14 protein-coding genes are annotated in these 17,151 nt (G+C 66.7%); 11 read left to right on the forward strand and 3 right to left on the reverse strand.

Annotation, left to right across the window (positions count from 1 at the left end):
- Positions 1-80 precede the first annotated feature (80 nt).
- From dnaE to AC6LKD_RS10285, 7 genes are read left to right on the forward strand one after another with little or no spacing between them, the layout of a single operon-like run.
- Entirely contained in the window at positions 81-3,575 is a 3,495-nt protein-coding gene (gene dnaE / locus AC6LKD_RS10255; protein WP_492274625.1) for a DNA polymerase III subunit alpha, read from the forward strand.
- Positions 3,572-4,672 carry a glycosyltransferase family 4 protein gene (locus AC6LKD_RS10260; RefSeq protein WP_498116096.1) on the forward strand — a complete coding sequence of 367 codons (1,101 nt, stop codon included), beginning with the start codon at positions 3,572-3,574 and terminating at the stop codon, positions 4,670-4,672. Before dnaE ends, AC6LKD_RS10260 begins: the two co-directional genes overlap by 4 nt.
- Complete coding sequence (locus AC6LKD_RS10265) at positions 4,669-5,517, forward strand: polysaccharide deacetylase family protein (RefSeq protein WP_498116097.1); 849 nt, start codon at positions 4,669-4,671, stop codon at positions 5,515-5,517. The genes AC6LKD_RS10260 and AC6LKD_RS10265 overlap by 4 nt, the downstream gene beginning before the upstream one ends.
- A complete protein-coding gene (locus AC6LKD_RS10270; RefSeq protein WP_207466476.1) occupies positions 5,514-6,266 on the forward strand; it encodes a glycosyltransferase family 2 protein in 753 nt (250 codons plus the stop codon). Before AC6LKD_RS10265 ends, AC6LKD_RS10270 begins: the two co-directional genes overlap by 4 nt.
- A complete protein-coding gene (locus AC6LKD_RS10275; RefSeq protein ID WP_498116098.1) occupies positions 6,263-7,372 on the forward strand; it encodes a glycosyltransferase family 4 protein in 1,110 nt (369 codons plus the stop codon). The genes AC6LKD_RS10270 and AC6LKD_RS10275 overlap by 4 nt, the downstream gene beginning before the upstream one ends.
- A gap of 24 nt (positions 7,373-7,396) precedes the next feature.
- On the forward strand, positions 7,397-8,122 hold the full coding sequence (locus AC6LKD_RS10280) for a polysaccharide deacetylase family protein (protein ID WP_013392673.1): 726 nt from the start codon (positions 7,397-7,399) through the stop codon (positions 8,120-8,122).
- Positions 8,097-9,245: a glycosyltransferase family 4 protein gene (locus tag AC6LKD_RS10285; protein WP_498116099.1), complete on the forward strand. Its 1,149-nt coding sequence runs from the start codon at positions 8,097-8,099 to the stop codon at positions 9,243-9,245. Before AC6LKD_RS10280 ends, AC6LKD_RS10285 begins: the two co-directional genes overlap by 26 nt.
- A 33-nt stretch (positions 9,246-9,278) precedes the next feature.
- On the opposite strand, the gene AC6LKD_RS10290 is transcribed toward AC6LKD_RS10285, so the two are convergent.
- The 3 genes from AC6LKD_RS10290 to AC6LKD_RS10300 are packed head-to-tail and all read right to left on the reverse strand — an operon-like array spanning position 9,279 to position 11,312.
- Positions 9,279-9,569 (reverse strand): YkgJ family cysteine cluster protein, encoded by a 291-nt coding sequence (locus AC6LKD_RS10290; RefSeq protein WP_498116100.1) that lies wholly within the window; start codon positions 9,567-9,569, stop codon positions 9,279-9,281.
- Positions 9,560-10,324 carry a YdcF family protein gene (locus AC6LKD_RS10295; RefSeq protein ID WP_492274621.1) on the reverse strand — a complete coding sequence of 255 codons (765 nt, stop codon included), beginning with the start codon at positions 10,322-10,324 and terminating at the stop codon, positions 9,560-9,562. The genes AC6LKD_RS10290 and AC6LKD_RS10295 overlap by 10 nt, the downstream gene beginning before the upstream one ends.
- Positions 10,325-10,340: 16 nt before the next feature.
- Positions 10,341-11,312, reverse strand: coding sequence for a glycosyltransferase family 9 protein (locus tag AC6LKD_RS10300; protein WP_492274620.1), 972 nt, complete (start codon positions 11,310-11,312; stop codon positions 10,341-10,343).
- A gap of 107 nt (positions 11,313-11,419) precedes the next feature.
- Here AC6LKD_RS10300 and msbA point away from each other — a divergent pair, with 107 nt between their 5' ends.
- From msbA to AC6LKD_RS10320, 4 genes are all read left to right on the forward strand, one after another.
- Positions 11,420-13,195 carry a lipid A export permease/ATP-binding protein MsbA gene (gene msbA / locus AC6LKD_RS10305; protein ID WP_013392678.1) on the forward strand — a complete coding sequence of 592 codons (1,776 nt, stop codon included), beginning with the start codon at positions 11,420-11,422 and terminating at the stop codon, positions 13,193-13,195.
- Positions 13,196-13,360: 165 nt separating this feature from the next.
- Positions 13,361-15,166, forward strand: coding sequence for a monovalent cation:proton antiporter-2 (CPA2) family protein (locus tag AC6LKD_RS10310; RefSeq protein WP_013392679.1), 1,806 nt, complete (start codon positions 13,361-13,363; stop codon positions 15,164-15,166).
- Positions 15,167-15,287: 121 nt separating this feature from the next.
- Complete coding sequence (locus tag AC6LKD_RS10315) at positions 15,288-15,518, forward strand: hypothetical protein (protein ID WP_013392680.1); 231 nt, start codon at positions 15,288-15,290, stop codon at positions 15,516-15,518.
- 160 nt (positions 15,519-15,678) lie between these two features.
- Positions 15,679-17,133 (forward strand): GGDEF domain-containing protein, encoded by a 1,455-nt coding sequence (locus AC6LKD_RS10320; protein WP_013392681.1) that lies wholly within the window; start codon positions 15,679-15,681, stop codon positions 17,131-17,133.
- The last annotated feature ends 18 nt before the right edge of the window (positions 17,134-17,151 follow it).

Consider the following 17,151-nt stretch of genomic DNA (forward strand, 5'->3'; position numbering starts at 1 on the left):
TTACACAGCCGCCTGCGGTGTCTCTTGCGCAAGCGCAGAGGCCTCGGCTTGGACCGCGTTGACTAGGTACAATTCCCTTTATGTCCGAAGAAGCCGTAACAACCCCGTCCCCATTTGTTCACCTGCGCGTACACTCCGAATTCTCGGTCGTGGACGGCCTCGTGCGCATCCCCGACCTCATCAAGCGCGTGGCCAAGCTGGGCCAGCCCGCAGTCGCCCTGACGGATCTGTCGAACCTGTTCGGCCTGATCAAGTTCTACAAGGGCGCGCGCGGTGCCGGCATCAAGCCGATCGCCGGCTGCGATGTCTGGTTGTCCAACGATGACGACCCTGCCAAGCCTTTTCGCCTGTTGCTGCTGGTGCGCAACCATCAGGGCTATCTCAATCTCTGCGAATTGCTGTCCAAGGCCTTCCTGACAAACCAGGGCAAGGGCCGCGCGGAGATCCGCCGCGAATGGCTGCAGGGACAGGAGGGGCTGATCGCCCTGTCGGGCGGGCGCGGCGGCGACGTGGGCCAGGCGCTGGACGCCGGCAATGCCGTGTCGGCGCTGGCGCTGGCGCGCCAGTGGGCGCACCTGTTCCCGGGCAGCTACTACATCGAGTTGCAGCGCGCCGGCATGGACGGCGACGAAGCCTATACCCAGGCCGCCATGCGCCTGGCGAGCGAGGCCGGCCTGCCGGTGGTGGCGACGCATCCGGTGCAGTTCCTGGACGAATTCGAATTCCAGGCGCACGAGGCCCGGGTCTGCATCGCCGAAGGCGAAATCCTGGCCAACCCGCGCCGCGTGCGCCGGTTCAGCAAGGAGCAGTACCTGCTCAGCTCCGAGGAAATGGCGCGGCGCTTCGCCGACGTGCCCTCGGCGCTGGCCAACACGGTGGAAATCGCCAAGCGCTGCAATCTCAGCCTGGTGCTGGGCAAGCCGCGCCTGCCCAACTTCCCCACGCCGGAAGGCGTGGGTCTGGACGACTACCTGGTCCAGCTGTCGGAAGAGGGCCTGGAAAAGCGCATGGAGTTCCTGTTCCCGGACGCCGCCGAACGCGAGTCCAAGCGCGAGCAGTACTACGAACGCCTGCGCTGGGAATGCAAGACCATCATCCAGATGGGCTTCCCCGGCTACTTCCTGATCGTGCAGGACTTCATCAACTGGGGCAAGAACAACGGCGTGCCGGTGGGGCCGGGGCGGGGCTCCGGCGCGGGCTCGCTGGTAGCGTACGCCCTGGGCATTACCGACCTGGATCCGATCCGCTATGACTTGCTGTTCGAGCGCTTCCTGAATCCCGAGCGGGTCTCCATGCCCGACTTCGATATCGACTTCTGCCAGGACAACCGCGAACGGGTCATCGACTACGTCAAGGAAAAGTACGGCCGCGCCGCCGTGAGCCAGATCGCCACTTTCGGCACGCTGGGCGCCAAGGCCGTGGTGCGCGACGCCGGACGGGTGCTGGACATGCCCTACATGTTCTGCGACGGCCTGTCCAAGCTGATCCCGTTCAACCCGATGGATCCCTGGACCCTCGAACGGACCCTGAAGGACGAGCCCGCCTTCAAGGACCGCTACGAGCAGGAAGAGGAAGTGCGCGCGCTGGTGGATCTGGCCAAGCCGCTGGAAGGCCTGACCCGCAACATCGGCATGCACGCCGGCGGCGTGCTGATCGCGCCCGGCAAGCTGACCGACTTCTGCCCGCTGTATTGCCAGCCCGGCCAGGAAAACAGCGCGGTTTCGCAGTTCGACAAGGATGACGTCGAGGCCGCCGGCCTGGTCAAGTTCGACTTCCTGGGCCTGCGCAACCTGACCATCCTGGACTGGGCCGTGCGCTATGTGCGCCAGTTCAACGAGGACAAGCGCGACTTCGACGTCATGGCCCTGGCGCTGGACGATCCGGCCGCCTACAAGATCCTGTGCGACGCCAACACAACCGCGGTGTTCCAGCTGGAATCGCGCGGCATGAAGGAACTGCTGAAGAAGCTGCGGCCCAACACCTTCGAAGACATCATCGCCATGCTGGCCCTGTATCGACCGGGGCCGCTGGAATCGGGCATGGTGGACGACTTCGTCAACCGCAAGCACGGCCGCGCCGCGGTGGACTACTTCCACAACGACCTGGAAAGCACGCTCAAGAGCACCTACGGGGTCATCGTCTACCAAGAACAGGTGATGCTGATCTCGCAGATCATTGGCGGCTACTCGCTGGGCGGCGCCGACCTTCTGCGCCGCGCCATGGGCAAGAAAAAGCCCGAAGAAATGGCCAAGCACCGCGAGCTGTTCGAGCAGGGCGCCAAGGAAAAGGGCCATGACCCGGACCTGGCGGTCAAACTGTTCGATCTGATGGAAAAGTTCGCGGGCTACGGCTTCAACAAGTCGCACTCGGCCGCGTACGCGCTGATCTCGTACCAGACGGCCTGGCTCAAGGCCTACCATCCGACCGAGTTCCTGGCCGCCACCATGTCCTCGGACATGGACGACACCGACAAGGTCCAGATCTTCTGCCGCGACGCCCAGGACAATGGCGTCGAGGTGCTGCCGCCGGACGTCAACTTTTCCGGCTATCGCTTTGAACCGGTCGTCGACAAGCACACTAAGAACGGCAAGCCGCCGCGCACCATGCGCTACGGCCTGGGCGCGGTCAAGGGCACGGGGCAGGGCGCGGTCGAGGACATCCTGCGCGCGCGCAAGGAAGGCGGTCCCTTCCTGAACCTGTTCGACTTCTGCCGCCGCGTCAGCAAGCAGGCGGTCAACCGCCGCACCATCGAAGCCCTGATCAAGGCCGGCGCCTTCGACACCATCGAGCCCAACCGGGCGGCGATGCTGGCCTCGGTGCCCACCGCCATGGAAGCCGCCGAGCAGGCGGCGCGCAGCGCCAACCAGGCCTCGCTCTTCGGCGACGACAGCGGCGACGTGGTGGCAGGCGAACTGGCCAAGGTCGCACCCTGGGATCTGCACAAGAAGCTGACCGAGGAAAAGTCCGCGCTGGGCTATTACTACAGCGGCCACCTGTTCGATGCCTGGCGCGATGAAGTGCGCCGCATCGTCCCCATGCAACTGGTGCGGGTCGAGCCGCAGCGCGACCTGCAATGGATGTGCGGCGTGCTGGCCAGCGTGCGCGTCATGATGACCCGCCGCGGCAAGATGGTTTTCGCGGTGCTGGACGACGGCACCGCGCAGGTGGAAATCTCGGTCTTCAACGAGCTTTACGAAAAGCACCGCAACCGCCTGCGCGAGGACCAGCTCGTGATCGTCCAGGGCAAGGTCAGCAATGACGACTACTCCGGCGGCATGCGCATCGTGGCCGAACAGCTCTACGACCTGCAACTGGCGCGCGAAGCCCGCGCCAAGTCCCTGCGCGTCAAGCTCAACGGCAGCGCCGACGCCGCCCGCCTGCGGCAGATGCTGAACCCGTTCCGGGCCGAGCCGGAGAACGGCATTCCTGGCGTGCCGGTCGATATCGTCTATACCAAGAATAATTTCCTGTGCACGGTCCGTCTGGGCGAGGAGTGGCGCGTCCGCATGGCCGACACGCTGCTCGCCAACCTGAATGAATGGACCAAGCCGGATGGCGTGGAGGTCACCTATTGATGCCTATGCGTATCGTTCACTCGGAAGCCGCCACCAGCTTTGGCGGTCAGGAAGGCCGGATCTTCAAGGAAATGACGGCCATGCGCGCGCGCGGTCATCATATGGAAGCGATCTGCCAGCCCAAGGCGCTGTTGGCCGAACGCCTGTCGGACGCCGGCTTTCCGGTGCACACCCTGGAAATGGATGGCGCGGTCAATTACCTGAAGGGCATCGCCACCATCCGCGGCATCCTGCGCGAAGGGCGCTTCGACGTGCTCAATACCCACAGCCGGCGCGACACGGTCATCGCGGCGGCCGCCGGCCGGCTGGCGGGGACGCCGCTCATCGTGCGGACCCGGCATCTGTCCAACAAGGTGGGATCGCTCTGGTCCTACACCTGTCTGCCGCACAGGGTCACGACGGTCAGTGATCATGTGCGGCAACACCTCATCGACCGCGGCGTGCCAGCCGGCAAGGTGGCCACCGTCTATTCGCCCATCGTGCTGCCGCCGCCCGTGGAGCGTTCCACACTGCGCGAAGAGCTAGGCTTGGCCGATGACGACATCGTGGTCGGCTGTGTGGCCGTCATGCGCGCCACCAAGGGCCACAAGGACCTGATCGACGCGATCGCGCCGCTGATGGTCAGCCGGCCCAAGCTGCACCTGGTGTTCGTCGGCGGCGGTTCGCCGGTGTTCGAGCAGACCCAGGACTATGTGGCCGAGCTGGGTTTGCAGGACCGCATCCACCTGATGGGCATGCGGCGCGACGTGCCCAACCTGCTGGCGGGTTTCGACCTCTTCGCCCTGGCGACACAGCAGGAAGCGTCCGGCACCGTCTATGTCGAGGCGCAGGCCAGCGGCCTGCCCGTGGTAGGTACGGACGTGGGCGGCGTGTCGGAAATGTTCCGCGACGGCGAAACCGGCATCCTGGTACCGCCCAAGGATCCCGAAGCGCTGACTGCCGCGCTGGTGCGCCTGATCGACGATGCCGATCTGCGGCGGCGCATGGGCGAAGCCGGCCGCAAGATGGTCTGGGAAGAGGGCGTATTCTCGCCCGCCCGCCTGGCGGAAACCACCGAGGCCGTCTACACCAAATGGCTGGCGGAGCGCGCGGGATGAATGCGCCCAACGTCCCGGTGCTGATGTATCACCACGTCACGCCGGCCGGCGGCATGATAGCGGCGACGCCCGAGGTGTTCGAGGCGCAGATCGCGCGCCTGGCCCGCGCCGGCTACCAGTCCTTGTCCGCCGATCAGTTCGCGGCCTACCTGGCAGGCGGCGCCGCGCCCGAGCGCTCGGTGCTGATCACCTTCGACGATGGCTACCTGAACAACTGGGTGCACGCGCATCCGGTGCTGGCGCGCCACGGCATGCGCGCCGTGCTGTTCACCATCACCGGCTGGATCGGCGACGGGCCGGTCCGTCCGCATGCCGGCCAGGGCGGCCCCTTGCCCGCCACGCCCGACCACGACGCCTGCAAGCAATTGGTGGCGGCGGGCCGCGCCGACGAGGCCATGCTGCGCTGGAGCGAGATCGAGGCCATGCAGGCGGCGGGCACCTTCGAATTCCATTCCCACACCCATACCCATACGCGCTGGGACAAGGTCTGCGGCGCCGACCAGGACGCCAAGCGCGGCCATATCGCCCAGGAACTGCAGGATTCCCGCGACACCTTGACGCGTCGCCTCGGATCCGTCAGCGACCACCTCTGCTGGCCGCAAGGCTACTTCGACGGGGACTACGTGGCCGCGGCGCGGGCCGCCGGGTTCCGGCACTTGTACACTACCGACCCTTTCGGCCAGAACACCCCCGGCGCGGATCCCGAACATATTTATCGTTTCGCGGTGCGCAACCAGGGCGGCTCCTGGCTGAACCGGCGCATCTGGCTGTCGCGCGATCCCTTCTGGGGCCCGCGCTTTCATGCCTGGAAGGCCTGGAAAAAGCGTCTCAGGAATCGCGGATGAAGCTATCTGTCATCATCATCACCAAGAACGAGGTGGCGAACATCGCCGCCTGCCTCAAATCCGTGGCCTTCGCCGATGAGTTCATCGTGGTGGACTCGGGCAGCACCGACGGCACCGTCGAAGTCGCGCGCGCCCTGGGCGCCAGGGTGGAAGTCACCCCGGACTGGCCTGGCTTCGGTCCGCAGAAGAACCGCGCGCTGGACCTGGCCACGGGCGACTGGGTGTTGTCGATCGATGCCGACGAACGCGTCACGCCGGAACTGGCCCAGGAAATCCAGGACGTGTTGCGCGCGCCGCGCGCCGACGCCTACGAGATTGCGCGCCTGTCGAATTTCTGCGGCCGCGACATCCGCCACAGCGGCTGGTGGCCCGACTACGTGCTGCGCCTGTTCAAGCGCGGCACGGCGCGGTTCAACGACGTGGCCGTGCACGAGCGGGTAGTGCCGGCCAACGGCAAGCCGCTGCAGATGCGCGGCTATTTCCACCACTATCCCTACGACAACCTGGATGCGCTGATCACCAAGGTCAACCGCTATTCATCCGACGCCGCCGCCATGATGTACGCCAAGGGGCGGCGCACCTCGGTCTTCGGCGCACTGGGCCATGGCTTCTGGACCTTTGTGCGGATCTATCTGATCCGGCGCGGCTTTCTGGACGGCAAGCACGGCCTGGTGCTGGCTGTCGTCGCCTCGGCCGGCAGCTTCTTCCGCTACTCGAAGCTGATGTTCCTGGCCGAGAAGAAGAAGTGAAGATCCTCTATACCAACTTCCACGCCGGCAATGGCGGGGGCCACGTCACCTACATCATCAATCTGGCCAAGGCCCTGTCCAAGGACCACCAGATCACGATCGCGGCGCCGGCCACCAGCCGCCTGTACCGCTACGCCAAGGCGATTCCGGGGGTGACGGTCGAGGACATGCAGTACACCACGCGGCCTTCGTCCTGGTTCAAGGACCGCTCGCGGCTGCGCCGCCTGATCAAGGCCGGCGGCTTCGACATCATCCACGCCAACGGTTCGGCCGACCACAAGCAGGTCATGCTGGCCACGCTGGGCATGCGCCGCCGCCCGCGCATCGTCTTCACCAAGCACAACGACCATCCGTTGACGAGCTTTGGCCACAAATTGCGGGTGGCGCTGGCCACTGACCACGCCATCGCGGTCAGCGACTACGTCCACGGCCTGATGCAGCATTCGCCCTACGGCAAGCGTCCCATCACCACCATCCGCCACGGCATCGACACGAATTTCTTCGCGCCGCCGCCGCCGGAAAGCCTGGACAAGCTGCGCGCCATCTTCTTCGGGCCCGACTGGCAGGGCAAGCTGCTCCTGGGCAGCGCCGGCGGCACCGACTACGACAAGGGCTGGCTGGACCTGGTGGCCGCGGCGGCGGCCTTGCCGCCGGAAGACCGCGCGCGGGTATTGCTGATGGTGGCGGGCGATCCGCCCAACGAAGCCAAGCTCGCGCGGGTGCGCGAACTGGGCATGATCGACCAGGTCCGCTTCCCGGGGCTGCTCGATGACGTGCGGGCCGCGCTGGCGTCCTGCCACGCCGGCTTTGTGCTGTCCTACCGCGAAGCCCTGTCGTTCGCCTGCCGCGAGATCATGGGGCTGGGGCTGCCCGCCCTGGTCAGCGACGCGGGCGGCCTGCCCGAGAACGTCACCGACGGCGTGGACGGCTGGATCGTGCCCGCGCGCGACGTGCCCGCCATCACCGCCAGGCTGCGCCTCATGCTGGACCATCCCGAGGCCGTGCGCGCCATGGGCGTCCGGGCGCGGGAAACCAGCTTGCGGGATTTCAATCTGGAACGTTTCGCCGCCGCCACACTGGACGTATACCGACGCACGCTGGGATAAGACCGGGCTTTATAATCTGTCCCTATGTCTATCCCCATACTCATGTACCACCAGATCGGCGAGCCCAATCCCAAGGGCACGCCGTTCCGCGGCCTGACGGTGCACCCCGACAGCTTTGCCCGGCAGATGCGCTGGATGCGCAGGCTGGGCTATCGCGGCCTGTCCATGCGCGACGTCATGCCTTATGTGCGCGGCGAACGCCAAGGCAAGGTATTCGGCATCACGTTCGACGACGGCTACCGCAACGTGCACCACAACGCCATGCCGGTGCTGAGCGAACTGGGTTTCACCGCCACCAACTACTTCGTGGCGCGCCAGTTCGATGGCGGCAACGTGTGGGATCTGGAAAAAGGCATTCCGTTTTCGGCGCTGATGACCGTGAACGAAATGCGGGAATGGGCCCAGGCCGGCAACGAAGTCGGTTCGCACACGCTGGACCACGTGCACTTGCCCCAGATGTCGCCCGACGAGGCCCGCCGCCAGATCGTCCAGTCCAAGGACGAGCTGGAGCAGGCGCTGGGCGCGCCGGTCACCGCCTTCTGCTATCCCTACGGCGACCACGGCCCCGAACACCGCGCGATGGCGCGCGAGGCCGGCTACGACAACGCCACGTTGACCCAGCGCGGCCTGGCGGCTGCCTCGGACGATCCCTACGGGTTGCCGCGAGTCACAGTCTCGCGTTCCACCAACATCATCCGTTTCCTGCAGAAGTGCCTGACCCGGTATGAAGACTCCCGCCGGCGCGGCTGAGCGGCGGCTGCGCATCGCGCTGCTGGTCGACCGCTTCGGCAATCGCTTTGGCGGCGCCGAAGCCTATGGCGTGGAACTGATGCGGGTGCTGGGCCAGCGCCATGACGTATCCATCGTGGCGCGCGACTTCGACAGCGACTTGCCGTTTCCCTTCCTGCCCGTACGCTTTCCGAGCTGGCTGCCCAGCTGGATGCGGGTGCTGTATTTCGCCTGGCGTGCCGACCGCCTGACCCGTGGCCGCTATGACATCGTGCATTCGCACATGAACGGCTGGGCCGGCGAAATCCAGGTCATGCACGTGACGCCGGTGCGCTACAACCGGCTGACCCGCGTCAAGCCCTTGCAGCGCCTGACCGCCTGGCTCAGCCCGCGCCTGGCCACCTATCTGGTGCTGGAAAAGCTGCGCGTGCGCCGGGCGCCCGCAAGGCGCGTGGTGGCGGTATCGGGCCTCATCATGGACCAGCTGCACCGCAGCTATGGCCCGCAATTGCCGGTCGACATCATCGCGCCCGGGGTCAAGCTGCCGACCGCGGCGCAAATGGAAGGGCGCGAGACTACTCGCGCCAGCCTGGGCTGGGACGCAGGCACCATAGGCTGTCTGCTGGTGGCCCGCAATCCCTTGCGCAAGGGATTGCCGGCGCTATTGGACGCCCTGGCGCAACTGCCGCCGCAGTACCGGCTGCTGGTGGTGGGGGCGGACGAGCCTACCCGCGAACGCGTGCGCGCGGCCGGCGCCATCGCCAGCCGCGTCACCCTGATCGAACCTACCCCCGATGTCGCCCGCTACTTCAGCGCCGCCGACATCTACGCGCATCCGACCCTGAACGACAGTTACGGCATGGCGCCATTGGAAGCCATGTCGCACGGACTGCCGGTGGTGGTGAGTTCGCCCGCCTATTGCGGCTTTGCGCAGTATCTGTCGGCGGGGAAGGACGCGCTCATCCTGCAGGATCCCCGCGACGGCGCCCAACTGGCGCAGGCGCTGGAGCGGCTCGGCTCCGAACCGGAATTGCGGGCGGCCCTGACCGAGCGCGGTCTTGAAATCGCCCGCGAGCAAAGTTGGGAAACGGTGGCGGCGCGCTACGAGGCGCTGTACCACAAGGTGCTGCAAGAGCGCGGTTGAGGCGGGCGCGGGTCCGGGCTTGCCGGCTGCGTTTCAATGGCTGGGTGCCGTGGCCTGTTCGAGTTCGCCCAGCCAGTGGATCGCATGTTCGCGGCCGGTGCCGCACATCTCGGACTGGGGCTGCAACCCGCCGCAGAAACCTGGCCGGGACGGCTGGCCGAAAATCGCGCAGCGCATGTCCGGCAGCAGCTGGATACAGGGCACGCCGGCGGGCTTGCCTTGCGGCATGCCGGGAATCGGCCGGGTGATCGACGGCGCGATGCAACAGGCGCCGCAGCCGGGCCGGCATTCCAGCGCGGCGGACGCCTGTGGGTTCAGACCCATCCGCGCAACCAATAGACGAACAGGCCGGCGTATTCCTTGATGATGGAGCGGCTGGCGTCGAACGTGCGCTGGTCTGGCAGCCACAGCGGCAGCGATCCGTCCGCGGGCGCCACGATCTGCGGCGGTGCCGGGGCGGCGACGGCTTCCACGCCTTGCTTGGAAAAGGCCGCCATCGCCCGGGGCATATGCAGCGCTGAGGTCACCAGCAGGACTTTGCCGATTCCGCGGGATTTGAGCTGGTCCTCGGTCAGGGCCGCGTTTTCATAGGTGGTGCGGCTGGAGTTCTCCAGGATCAGGGCCGTTTCCGGCACGCCCTGCTGGCGGATGGCGTGCGCCATGCCGCGGGCTTCGCTGACGTCGCCTTCCAGCGCGCCGCCCGACAGCAGCACCTTGGGCGCGCGCCCGGCCAGATAGAGCTGGGCAGCCGTGTCCACGCGCACTACCGCCGTGTCCTTGTCATAGGGCAGGAACCAGTTGGCGCGGCCATTGGCGGTATTGCCTCCCAGCACCACGATGGCGTCGGCCGTCGGGGACTCGGAAGGGGCCAGATGCGGATAGCGGGATTCCAGCGCGCCGCCCAGCCAAAGCGAGGTGGCCGGCAGCGACCAGGCCAGCGCCCAAAGCAAGCCTGCGACGATGAGGGTGCCGCCGGTCTTGCGCAGCCGGAACAGGCCCAGCACCAGTCCGATGACGACCAGGGTCACACACAAGTTGTAAGGAATGATCAGATTCGTGAGATAGCTGGACAAGGTCATTTTGAAACAATCCTGATTACTGCGTCTCGCCCAGCAGGAGGTCGGCCTGCTGCTCAACTTCCTCGACGGACGGCCATGCATGCTCCGTGCCTACGCACACGGCCCGCGGCGACCACGGGCCGGTGCGCCCCGGGCGCGTTACGCCAAACAGGGTCAGTTCCCTGGCATCGGCTGCCGCAGCCACGTGCGAGACGCCGGAATCGTTGCAAATTACCAGCGCCGCCCGCGCCGTCAGGGCCGCGAACGCGCCCAGGGACAGGGGAGGCAGCAGCAGTGCCGTGGGCGCATTGCGCCGCGCCTCCTCGGTTTCGGCCGGAGGGGGGCACATTACCACGGTATGGCCGCGAGCCTGCAGGGCGCGGGTAAGTGTATCGAATCCCGGCCAGACCTTGATCTTGCCCTTGTGCAGCCCCGTGGCAGTGGGGGCGATCAGCACGAAACGCTGGCCCGCCAGCCCGGCCGCCTCCAGCGCCAGATCGGCCGCGCCCTGGTGGGCGGAGGTCAGGGGCAAGTCCAGGGTGGGGCCGGGTTCGGCCGGGCCGCTGGGCAGGCCCCAGCGGGTCAGGGCCTCGCGGGTCAGGTGATGCCAGGACTGCACCGCGTGCAGCGAATCGCCGGGCTTGGCAACGGGCCAACGCAACAGGAAGCTGCGGCCGTCGTCGCGATAGCCGGCCGAGGGCAGTCCCGCCAGCCGGAACACCAGCGCGCTGGATAGCGAATCCGGCAGCAGCAGCCCGCGGGCGCGGCGCCCCAGGGGCCCCAGGCCGCGGCGATGGGCGCTGACCGCCGCCCGGTCGGGACCGACCTTGCCGCGCATGGGGATGAAATCCTGCTTGGCCACGCCGTCGAGCAGGTCGCGGGCCCAGGGACGGGCGCAGATCACCAGGGGCAGGCCGCTGGCGTGCAAGGCGCGCAGGCTGGGCAGGCTCATGCAAACATCGCCCACCCAATTGGGTAACCGGACGTACAGGCAGCTGATATCGGACATGGAAGGGCGCTGGGCGCGTTAAGGCTGAAGGGGACATGGCCCGGACGGCGACTTGTCGCGCAGCCGGTACAATTCTCGCCACAATTGTATAAAAGCGAGTGATCCCTTTGAATTCTGCCGCACGCAACGCGCCCGCGAGCTCCCAACCCGTCAAAGCTGAACTCTGGAGTCGGATCTACAGCCGCGTGGGCTCCTACTGGAAGGGATTGTTGCTGGCCGTCCTGCTGATGGCCGGCGCGGCAGCCACGCAGCCGGTCCTGGCCGTGATCATGAAGCCTCTGCTGGATGGCGGCTTTTCGGGCGCCAAACCGTACTACGTCTGGGCCTTGCCGCTGGCGGTGGTGGGCCTGATCCTGCTGCGCGGCATCTGCAACTTCTTCAGCGACTACCTGCTGGCCTGGGTGGCCAACAACGTGCTGCTGGGCATGCGCCGGGACATGTTCGAGCGGCTGCTGGGCCTGCCCGACGCCGACTTCAAGCAGGGCGACACCGGCCGCCTGCTCAACCGCTTCACGATCGACGCCGGCAACGTCACGGGCTACGCCACCGATGTCATCACGGTGCTGGTGCGAGAAACCCTGGTCGTCATCGCCCTGATCTGCGTCCTGTTGTACATGTCCTGGGTGCTGACGCTGATCATCCTGATCATGCTGCCGGTGTCGGTGCTGATCTCGCGCTTCTTCATCAAGCGCCTGCGCCGCATCAACCGCGAAACCGTCAACATGAACGCCGAGTTGACCCGCGTCGTGGGCGAGGGCATCGACGGCCAGCGCGTCATCAAGCTGTTCGACGGCTATGAAGTCGAGCGCGGCCGCTTCGATTTCGTCAGCCGCCGCCTGCGTCGCTTTGCCATGCGCACCGCCACGGCGGACGCCGCCCTGACGCCGCTGACCCAGGTCTGCATTTCCATCTCGGTCGGCGCCGTCATCGCCGTGGCGCTCAGCCAGGCCAACCACGGCGCGCTTACCGTGGGCAGCTTCGCCTCCTTCATGGCGGCGCTGGCCCAGATCTTCGATCCCATCAAGCGCCTGACCAACGTCGCCGCCCGCATGCAAAAGATGCTGGTGTCCGCCGAGAGCGTGTTCACGCTGATCGACCAGACGCCCGAAAAGGACACTGGCACCAGGGAACTGGCCGAGCCGGTGCGCGGCAAGGTGGAATTCCGCCACGTCCAGCATCGCTTCCCCGATGCTGACCGCGATACGGTCAAAGACATTTCCTTCACCGTGGAGCCCGGCCAGACCGTGGCCCTGGTAGGGCGCTCGGGCAGCGGCAAGACTACCCTGGTCAATATGCTGCCGCGCTTCGTGCTGGCCGACAGCGGTTCCATCCTGGTGGACGATACGCCGATCGACGAGCTGACTTTGCGCAGCCTGCGCTCGCACCTGTCGCTGGTGAGCCAGGACGTGGTGCTGTTCGACGACACCATCGCGGCCAACGTCGGCTACGGCGCATTGGGCAAGTCCAGCGAACAGAAGGTGCGCGATGCGCTGGCGGCGGCCAATCTGCTGGAGTTCGTCGAAGGACTGCCGCAGGGCCTCAATACGCCGGTGGGTGAAAACGCCGCCCGCCTGTCCGGCGGCCAGCGCCAGCGCCTGGCGATCGCCCGCGCGCTGATCAAGAACGCGCCCATCCTGATCCTGGACGAAGCCACCTCCGCGCTCGACAACGAATCCGAACGCCAGGTCCAGGCCTCGCTGGAGCGTCTGATGAAGGGCCGCACCACGCTGGTCATCGCGCACCGCCTGTCCACGGTGCAGAACGCCGACCGCATCATCGTGCTGGACGCCGGCAAGATCGTCGAACAGGGCCCCCACGCCGAGCTGCTGGCCGCCAACGGCCTGTACGCCTCGCTCTACAAGATGCAATTCCGCGACGATTGATCCGGTCCGCGCAGGCGGCTGTTTTTTCCTGTCGCATTTCCGGATTGCCAAGCGCCCGGATTGCCGGAAAATGGAGCCGGGCCTGCCGGCAGGCCCGGCCCCGGCCCGATGCGGGCGGGGCGGCGCCGCCAGGCGCTTTGGTCCGCCGAGCATCAGGAGCGCCCCATGTCCCTGCCTGCCGAAGGCAATCAGCTAGTCAATGTTGTCGTCCTGCTGGGGGCTGCGGTCGTCGCGGTTCCCTTGTTCAAACGCCTGGGGCTCGGATCCGTCCTGGGATACCTGGCCGCGGGCCTGGTGATCGGCCCGTTCGGCCTGGGCTTGTTCTCCGATCCCAAATCCATCTTGCACGTGGCCGAACTGGGCGTGGTGATGTTCCTGTTCATCATCGGCCTGGAAATGCAGCCCTCCCGCTTGTGGAAACTGCGCGGCGAGATCTTCGGCCTGGGCGTGGCGCAGGTACTGGCCTGTGGCGGACTGCTGACGGTGGTCGGCCTGCTGGCGGGGCTGTCGGGTCCCGCGGCTTTCATGGCCGCAATGGGCTTCGTGCTGTCGTCCACCGCCATCGTCATGCAGATACTGGCCGAGCGCGGCGAAACCGCCAGCGCGCAGGGCCAGCGCATTGTCTCGATCCTGCTGCTGGAAGACTTGGCCATCGTGCCCCTGCTGGCCCTGGCGGCCCTGCTGGCGCCGGCGGACAACGCCAGCCATGGCGATCCCTGGATGCAGTCGGCGATCGCGGTGGCCTGCATCCTGGCGCTGCTGGCCGCCGGCCGCTGGCTGCTCAATCCCTTGTTCCGTCTGCTGGCCGCCGCGCATGCGCGCGAGGTCATGACGGCCGCCGCCTTGCTGGTGGTGCTGGGCGCGGCGCTGCTGATGGAACTGGGCGGCCTGTCCATGGCGATGGGCGCCTTCCTGGCAGGCGTGCTGCTGTCCGAGTCCACCTTCCGCCACCAGCTGGAGGCCGAAGTCGAACCCTTCCGCGGCATTCTGCTGGGCCTGTTCTTCCTGGGCGTGGGCATGTCGCTGGACCTGTCGGCGGTGGCCCGCGAGTGGCCGCTGATCCTGGCAGCGGTGGTGGTGTTTATGCTGGTGAAGTCGGTGGGCGTGTATGTGGTGGCGCGGGTGCTGCGCGCCACCCACGCCGAGGCGATGACCCGCGCCGCCTTGCTGGCGCAGGGCGGCGAATTCGCCTTCGTGCTGTACGGGGCGGCGGCGGCTGCCGGCATCTTCGATCCGCATACCGGCGCCGTGCTGACCGCGGTCGTCATCATTTCCATGGCGCTCACGCCGCTGTGCGTGCTGGCGCTGCGCTGGCTGCTGCCCAAGCCGCAGCCTTCGATGGAGGGCGTGGACGTGGCCAAGGATCTGGAAGGCTGCGCGCTGATCGTGGGATTCGGCCGCTTTGGCCAGATCGTGACCCAGGCGATGCTGGCGCGCGACCTGACGGTGTCGATCCTGGACACCGATACCGACGCGATCCGGGCGGCGGCCAAATGGGGCGTCAAGGTCTATTACGGCGACGGCACCCGCGTCGACATGCTGCGCACCGCCGGCGCGGAGAATGCCTGCGCCATCCTGATCTGCATCGACGACCCGAAGGCGGTCAACCACATGGTCAAGCTGATCAAGGCGGAGTTCCCGCTCGTGCGGGTGGTGGTGCGCGCTTATGACCGCATCCATTCGCTGGCGCTGGCCAAGGAAGGGGTGGATTACCAGGTGCGCGAAACCCTGGAATCGGCGTTGGCCTTCGGCGAGGCCGCGCTGCGCGTGATCGGCGTGCCGCCCGACGAAGCTGCCGAGGTGGTGCAGGACGTGCGCAGGCGCGACACCGAGCGTTTCGACCTGGAGGTGGCGGGCGGGCTGTTCGCCGGCCGCTCGCTTCTTTACGGCAATATGACCAGCGCTCCGGACGGCCGCAACGACCAACCCGACCGGGAAACCGAGAAGGCCGCGGCCAGCCCGACCGCGTAACCGACTATTTCCTTATCGTTGCATTACTTTTCGCATCATTTCACGCGCAGGCGCTGGTGGCTGAGGTAGATTTGTCCGCACTGACTCTTCATCCATGACGAGCATTTGCCAGGGGGCTGCCATGCTGCAATCGGATCGGATTTCCACGACGCCGCACGCTGTTGGAGTAGAACTGGCCCGGCGGCAGGCCTTGGCCTTGCGCTGCGGGTTTTCGGCGGGTTCCATGCGCCAGCTCATGTCGCACACGGGCGGTGCGGGCCCGGCATGGTCCATCGGCGCGCATCGCGAAACCGACAGGGCCAGGGGCGCCAAGGCCTTTCCCTTCCGCATCGCGGCGGTCGCGGCGGGCTGAGGGAAGATCCAGGCGGGCAGGGCGGGAATTTTTTTAGGGCCGGATCTTGCGTGGCATGTCCGGGGGCGGCATCATCAGCGGCGTAAATGTCTGCTGGAAATGAACCGCTTTCCCCCGACATCCCCTGCGTAGGAGCGCCGTATTGAAGTCTCGCGGGCTTATGCATCGCGCCTTGTATGCATTGGCGGTGCTCGTCGCGATTGGTATCTGCGCGGCTGCGGTCGCGCTGCTCTGGATCGACCGGCGCGCCACTTGGGAATCCGCCCACGCCTCCGCGCGCAACATCACCGGCGTGCTGTCCGCGGATATCAGCCGCACCCTGCATGTCTACGACTTGTCGCTGCAAGGCATGGCGGAACGCCTGCGCGAACCCGGTCTCGACCGGCTCGCGCCCGAAACCCAGCACCGTTTCCTGTTCGACCGGCCATCCACCGCCGAATACCTGGGCGCCGTGGTGGTGCTGGATAAGAACGGCAACATCCGCTACCACTCCGGGGGGCTTGATGTGCCGGACGTGAGTTTCGCCGACCGGGATTTCTTCCAGGTGCATCGGGATGCGGACGACGTCGGCATGTACGTCAGCAAACCGTATCGCAGCCGCCTGCGCGACGGCGACGAGAGCATCGCCATCAGCCGGCGCCTGTCCAATCCGGACGGCAGTTTCGCCGGCGTGGTGGGCGGCTCGCTGCGCCTGGCCTACTTCCGCGACCGTTTCGCCGCGCTGTCGATCGGCGAGCGCGACGAGATCAGCGTCTTCCGCAACGATGGCCTGCTGCTGCTGCGCGCCCCGTACTCGCTGAACGACCTGGGCAGCGACATCGGCATGACGCTGGATTTCCAGCAGTTCCTGATCCGCCGCGAGGGCTCGTTCGAGGGCGCGCTGTCGCCGGATGGCGTGAACCGCTACTACACCTTCGCCAGCATCGAGGACACGCCGCTCATCATCGACGTTGCGATGGACGTGGACGAACTGCTCGAACCCTGGGACCGCCGCGCGCTCTTCATCATCCCGGTGACCACGGCGTTGCTGCTGTCGGTGGTGGCGCTGATCGTGCTGTTCAGGCGCGAGATGGCACTGCGCAAGGCCGTCGAGACGCAACTGGCGATACAGGCGCGCACGGACGGACTGACGGGCCTGGCCAACCGGCGCGCGTTTGACGAGACGCTGGCGCGCGAATGGCAGAATGCGCGCCGCGAACGCGTGCCGCTGTCGCTGCTGTTCTTGGATGCGGACCATTTCAAGCGCTACAACGACCGCTATGGCCACCAGCAGGGAGACCAGTTGCTGATAGCGTTGGCGCGCGTGCTGAAGAAAAAGGCCCGGCGTCCCCGCGATCTGGCGGCGCGCTACGGGGGCGAGGAATTTGTCGTGCTGTTGCCCAACACCAGCCGCCAGCGCGCGGTGGAGATTGCGGAGAGCATACGGCGGACAGTTGCCGGCCTGAAGGTGCCGCACGAGGACGCCGCCGCCGGGATCGTCACGATCAGCGTCGGGGTCGCGACCTCGGTGCCGCAGGCCGACGATACGCTGGCCAGTCTGGTGGAGGCGGCCGACGCTGCGGTCTATCGGGCCAAGGAATCCGGCCGCAACCGCGTGGCGGTCGCAGGGACGTGATCCGGCGCAGCATGAAAA

It is taken from the genome of Achromobacter sp. D7-1 (assembly GCF_059760445.1).

Coding starts and splice junctions, on each gene's coding strand:
- AC6LKD_RS10280 (WP_013392673.1), top strand. CDS start 7,397: ATGTCTATCCCCATACTCATGTACCACCAGATCGGCGAGCCCAATCCC.
- dnaE (WP_492274625.1), top strand. CDS start 81: ATGTCCGAAGAAGCCGTAACAACCCCGTCCCCATTTGTTCACCTGCGC.
- AC6LKD_RS10300 (WP_492274620.1), bottom strand. CDS start 11,312: ATGTCCGATATCAGCTGCCTGTACGTCCGGTTACCCAATTGGGTGGGC.
- AC6LKD_RS10320 (WP_013392681.1), top strand. CDS start 15,679: ATGCATCGCGCCTTGTATGCATTGGCGGTGCTCGTCGCGATTGGTATC.
- AC6LKD_RS10295 (WP_492274621.1), bottom strand. CDS start 10,324: ATGACCTTGTCCAGCTATCTCACGAATCTGATCATTCCTTACAACTTG.
- AC6LKD_RS10265 (WP_498116097.1), top strand. CDS start 4,669: ATGAATGCGCCCAACGTCCCGGTGCTGATGTATCACCACGTCACGCCG.
- AC6LKD_RS10290 (WP_498116100.1), bottom strand. CDS start 9,569: ATGGGTCTGAACCCACAGGCGTCCGCCGCGCTGGAATGCCGGCCCGGC.
- AC6LKD_RS10310 (WP_013392679.1), top strand. CDS start 13,361: ATGTCCCTGCCTGCCGAAGGCAATCAGCTAGTCAATGTTGTCGTCCTG.
- AC6LKD_RS10285 (WP_498116099.1), top strand. CDS start 8,097: ATGAAGACTCCCGCCGGCGCGGCTGAGCGGCGGCTGCGCATCGCGCTG.
- AC6LKD_RS10270 (WP_207466476.1), top strand. CDS start 5,514: ATGAAGCTATCTGTCATCATCATCACCAAGAACGAGGTGGCGAACATC.
- AC6LKD_RS10315 (WP_013392680.1), top strand. CDS start 15,288: ATGCTGCAATCGGATCGGATTTCCACGACGCCGCACGCTGTTGGAGTA.